This window comes from Nocardia sp. NPDC060220 (assembly GCF_042727815.1).
GTDB lineage: Bacteria > Actinomycetota > Actinomycetes > Mycobacteriales > Mycobacteriaceae > Nocardia.
This window is the reverse complement of sequence record NZ_JBHWZY010000617.1, coordinates 1-4,222: the sequence shown is the minus strand read 5'-3', so window position 1 is coordinate 4,222 and position 4,222 is coordinate 1. Positions and strand designations below refer to the sequence as shown.

Sequence of the window (4,222 nt, the reverse complement as noted above, 5' to 3'; positions counted from 1 at the left end):
GGTATGGCGAACTCCCCGACGACGGTCAGCTGCAACTGCTCTGCCAGCGTGAACGCGCCCAGCGCCGGATCGACCGGTCGGTGCTCGCCCTGCTGGAGAAGATGCCGCAGACCTGCCACCCGATGGACGCGGTCCGTACGGTCGTGAGCTACCTCGGCACCGAGGACGCGGCCTCCGAGAGTACGAGCGAGCGCGAAAGACTGGACGCCGCACTGAGATTGACCGCGCTGCTGCCGACGGTGATCGCGACGGCGATGCGCAGGCGCCGGGGGCTCGACCCGATCGCACCGCACTCCCAGCTCGGTTTCGCCGAGAACTTCCTGTACATGTGCTTCGGTGCGGTACCTGATCCGCGGATCGTGCGCGCGTTCGAGATCTCGCTGATTCTCTACGCCGAGCACGGATTCAACGCGTCGACCTTCGCCGCTCGCGTGGTGACCTCCACCGGCTCGGACTCCTACAGCGCCATCACGGCGGCGATCGGCGCCCTGAAGGGACGATTGCACGGCGGCGCCAACGAGGCGGTGATGCACACTATGCTCGAGATCGCCGATCCCGCGCACGCGCAGGCATGGATCGCCGAAACCCTGGGCGCCAAGCGCAAAGTGATGGGCTTCGGGCATCGCGTGTACCGCAACGGCGACTCCAGGGTGCCGACGATGAAGGCGGCCCTCGACGAGGTCGCGGCGGTGACCGGGGGACAGCAGTGGGTCCGCATGTACGGCGAACTCGCCGCCGCGATGGCCGAGAAAACCGGCATAGCGCCGAATCTCGACTTTCCGGCAGGGCCTGCCTACTACCTGATGGGCTTCGACATCGAGATGTTCACGCCGATCTTCGTGATGAGCCGGATCACCGGCTGGACCGCGCACATCGCCGAGCAGTCGGCCGCCAACGCGCTGATCCGGCCGTTGTCGGAGTATCGCGGCGTGGCCCAGCGTGCGGTTCCGGTCGCCAGGGCGAGCTGAACCGAACCACTGCCCCGGACGGAAATCTCCGTCCGGGGCAGTGGTCTGTGTGCCACTCACCGTCGCGGTGGTCAGCTCCCGGCGGTCAGCGCAGTGCCGCGGCGGCCGTCACCAGATTGCGTAGCGACGCCTCGACCTCCACCGGTCCGCGGGTCTTCAGGCCGCAGTCCGGATTCACCCAGAGTCGTTCGGCCGGAACGGCTTTCAGTGCCGCGGACAGGGAGATCGTGATCTCCTCGACCGACGGCACCCGCGGCGAGTGGATGTCGTAGACGCCAGGCCCGACACCGAGCGCGAACCCGGCCGCGTTCAGATCGTCGAGGACCTCCATGTGCGAGCGCGCCGCCTCGATCGAGGTGACATCGGCGTCCAGGCCCGCGATCGCCGAGATGACCTCACCGAACTCCGAGTAGCACAGGTGGGTGTGCACCTGGGTGGTGTCGGCGACGCCCGCGGTGGCGAGGCGGAACGAGTCCACCGACCACCGCAGGTACGCAGGCTGTTCGGCCGCGCGCAGCGGCAGCAGCTCGCGCAGGGCGGGCTCGTCGACCTGGATGATCCGCGCGCCCTGGGCTTCCAGGTCGAGCGTCTCGTCCCGGATGGCGAGCGCGACTTGGCGGGCCGATTCACCCAGCGGCTGATCGTCGCGGACGAACGACCACGCCAGGATGGTCACCGGGCCGGTGAGCATGCCCTTGACCGGCTTGGTGGTCAGCGACTGGGCGTATCCGATCCACGACAGCGTCATCGCCGCGGGCCGGGTGACATCGCCGAACAGGATCGGCGGACGCACGCAGCGGGTGCCGTAGGACTGCACCCAGCCCGCCTCGGTGACGGCGAAACCGTCGAGCAGTTCGGCGAAGTACTGCACCATGTCGTTGCGTTCGGGTTCACCGTGCACCAGCACGTCGAGACCGAGCTTTTCCTGCAGGGTGATCACGTCGGCGATCTCGGCCCGCATCCGCCGCACGTACTCGGCCTGGTCGATCTCGCCCTTGCGCAGCGCGGCACGGGCCAGCCGGATGGTCGAGGTCTGCGGGTAGGAGCCGATGGTGGTGGTCGGCAGCACCGGCAGGTCGAGGTGATCGCGCTGGCGGGCGCGGCGCTCGTCGGCGGGGGAGCGGGTCAGGTCGTTCTCGTCGAGCGCGGCCAACCGGCTGCGGACCTGGTCGTTGTGCAGACGCGGATCGGTCCGGCGTGAGTCGGCGGCGGCGCGGGCCGCGGCCAGCTCGTCGGCGACCGCGTCGACGCCTGCGGTGAGTGCGGTGGCCAGGACGCGCACCTCGCCAACCTTCTCGGTGCCGAAGGCCAGCCACGAGCGCAGCCGCTCGTCCAGCCCGGTCTCGGGAGTCAGCGAATACGGCACGTGCAGCAGCGAGCACGAGCTCGACACGGCCACCGCGTCGGCGCTGCCGAGCAGGGTGCCGAGGGTGCCGAGGGCAGCGTCGAGGTCGGCGCGCCAGATATTGCGGCCGTCGACCACACCCGCCACCACCAGTTTGCGGGACAGGGTGGGCAACGCCGCGACCGCCGAGAGATCGGCGCCCGCGGTGACATCGAGGGCGACACCCTCGATCTCGGTGTCGGCCAGCACCGCCAGGGCGGCATCGGGGTGCCCGAAGTAGGTGGCGACCAGGATCGCGGGCCGGTTCTGCGCGGCCGACAACGCGCTGTAGGTCTGGCCGACCAGGGCGAGCTCCGCCTCGGTCAGGTCGGTGACCAGCACCGGCTCATCGATCTGTACCCACCGCGCGCCCGCGTCCGCCAGCCGGGCCAGCAGGTCGAGATACAGCGGCACCAGCTCGGGTAGCCGCTCCAGTGCGGCGCCGTCGACGGCTTTGGCCAGCTTCAGGAAGGTGATCGGACCGATCACCACCGGCCGTGCGGGGACCCCCAGCTCGATCGCCTCGTCGAGTTCGGTCAGCAGCTTGCCCGGATGCAGGGAAAAGGTGGTGGCCGCGTCGATTTCGGGCACCAGGTAGTGGTAGTTGGTGTCGAACCACTTGGTCATCTCCAGCGGAGCGATCGTGTCGGTGCCGCGCGCGGCCGCGAAATAGCGGTCGAGCGGATCGGCGATTCCGGCGACCCGCGCCGGCAGTGCGCCCAGCAGTTCCGCGGTGTCGAGCATCTGGTCGTAGTAGGAGAAGGTGCCCACCGGCACCGAATCCATTCCGGCCGCGGCGAGTTCGGTGAGCTGGCCGCGACGGAGCTGACGGCCGACCGCGTGCAGGTGCGCGGCATCGGCGCGGCCCGCCCAGTAGGACTCGGTGGCGCGCTTGAGTTCCCGGTTCGGGCCCACTCGCGGTAGGCCGAGAACCGTTGCGGTGAAGGGGGTATGCGAAACAGTCACGGAGATTCTCCAGTGTCGTGCGGGGAGAGCCGCCGCCTTTTCGCGGGCACACGCCACACGGCCGACAGAGTCGCGAAAGCACACGACAGGTCGGTATCGGTGGTCCGCGCGCCCGATCCACGAGGCGGTGGCCGCCGGATACGGCGTATCCGGCACAGTCGGCAGGTCTTCGGACTCGCGGGCACCGGTCGTGTGATCGACCGACCTACTGGCCGTCGCTTCCCAGGCGTGCAGCCCAGTGCTGATGACGGCGGTCGTTCCTGCTCACCGCTGCGGGACAGTCCCGGATTCTCACCGGGTTCCCTCTCACCCGGTGCGGAACATGATCCGCACCCGGGTTTCGACGCCTACGCGGGAGGTCGGGGCTCCGACTCTTCCACCGCGCACGCGAACCAGCTGCCTGCCCAGCATAGGCCCTCAGCGGGGCCATGGGTCACCGCCCCATCCTGAACACGGCCGTGACCTGCGGTTGCGCCCATGTTGTCCGCGCGCACCGCGCACCGCTGCGCACGGTGAGATGTGACGGCCCGATGAACGCAACTTCGCAGGTAGGCAGGTGTGCGGTGTGAAGATTGCTGCGAAGCCACCTTGCGTGTCCGGCCCCGGCTCGTGGCCGGGTACCGTAGGCCAATGTTCTCGAAAGTCTTGGTCGCAAATCGTGGTGAGATCGCTATCCGTGCCTTCCGCGCGGCCTACGAACTCGGCATCGGAACGGTCGCGGTGTTCCCGCACGAGGATCGCAATTCCGTCCATCGCCTGAAGGCTGCCGAGTCCTATCAGATCGGCGAAGAGGGTCATCCCGTTCGCGCGTATCTGTCGATCGAGGCGATCATCGAGGCGGCCAAGAGCGCCGGCGCCGACGCGATCTACCCCGGCTACGGCTTCCTGTCGGAGAACCCCGACC

The 4,222-nt window shown here is 68.9% G+C and carries 3 protein-coding genes and 1 riboswitch; of the genes, 2 read left to right on the top strand and 1 reads right to left on the bottom strand.

Going from position 1 to position 4,222, the window contains the following annotated elements:
- The coding region (locus ACFWF3_RS26390) for a bifunctional 2-methylcitrate synthase/citrate synthase (RefSeq protein WP_379316019.1) at positions 1-968 on the top strand (968 nt) is incomplete at its 5' end.
- Positions 969-1,053: 85 nt separating this feature from the next.
- Here ACFWF3_RS26390 and metE read toward each other — a convergent pair.
- Positions 1,054-3,324 (bottom strand): 5-methyltetrahydropteroyltriglutamate--homocysteine S-methyltransferase, encoded by a 2,271-nt coding sequence (gene metE, locus ACFWF3_RS26385; RefSeq protein ID WP_379316021.1) that lies wholly within the window; start codon positions 3,322-3,324, stop codon positions 1,054-1,056.
- A 136-nt stretch (positions 3,325-3,460) separates the two neighbouring features.
- Positions 3,461-3,658, bottom strand: a riboswitch (cobalamin riboswitch).
- 290 nt (positions 3,659-3,948) lie between these two features.
- Here metE and ACFWF3_RS26380 point away from each other — a divergent pair.
- A partial coding sequence (locus ACFWF3_RS26380; protein ID WP_379316017.1) for a biotin carboxylase N-terminal domain-containing protein occupies positions 3,949-4,222 on the top strand: 274 nt, incomplete at its 3' end.